The 388-nt window shown below is 45.4% G+C and carries 1 protein-coding gene; it reads left to right on the plus strand.

From position 1 onward, the window contains the following. Window positions 1-132: 132 nt before the first annotated feature. A partial coding sequence (locus NE473_RS30540; RefSeq protein WP_256265589.1) for an IS110 family transposase occupies window positions 133-388 on the plus strand: 256 nt, incomplete at its 3' end.

Below are 388 nucleotides of genomic sequence, written 5' to 3' on the forward strand. Positions count from 1 at the left end.
CTCATTCGCAGCGTTCGTTTTATGCAGGTTGAACTGCCTTCGGTACGTTCGTGTCACGCCACAGTAGATGGAATAGGCAATGAGTAAAACTGGTACTTATCCATTGCAATAATCTTAAGGAGTGACAAATTTATGAACAGGAACGCAGTTGGTATTGATGTATCCAAAGGCAAAAGCATGGCCGCTATTCTTCACCCTTATGGGGAAATTGTTTCCTCGCCCTTTGAAATCAAGCATACATCTGGTAACATCCAATCTCTGATTCAACAGATCAAATCCATCGAAGGGGAATCCCGCATCGTTATGGAGCACACCGGCCACTATTACAAGCCTCTGGCCCGTGAACTCTCTATGGCAGTCACAAAAAGACCTGCCAGAGAGAGTTCAC

It is taken from the genome of Hungatella sp. SL.1.14 (assembly GCF_024460495.1).
Lineage (GTDB): Bacteria > Bacillota > Clostridia > Lachnospirales > Lachnospiraceae > Hungatella > Hungatella hathewayi.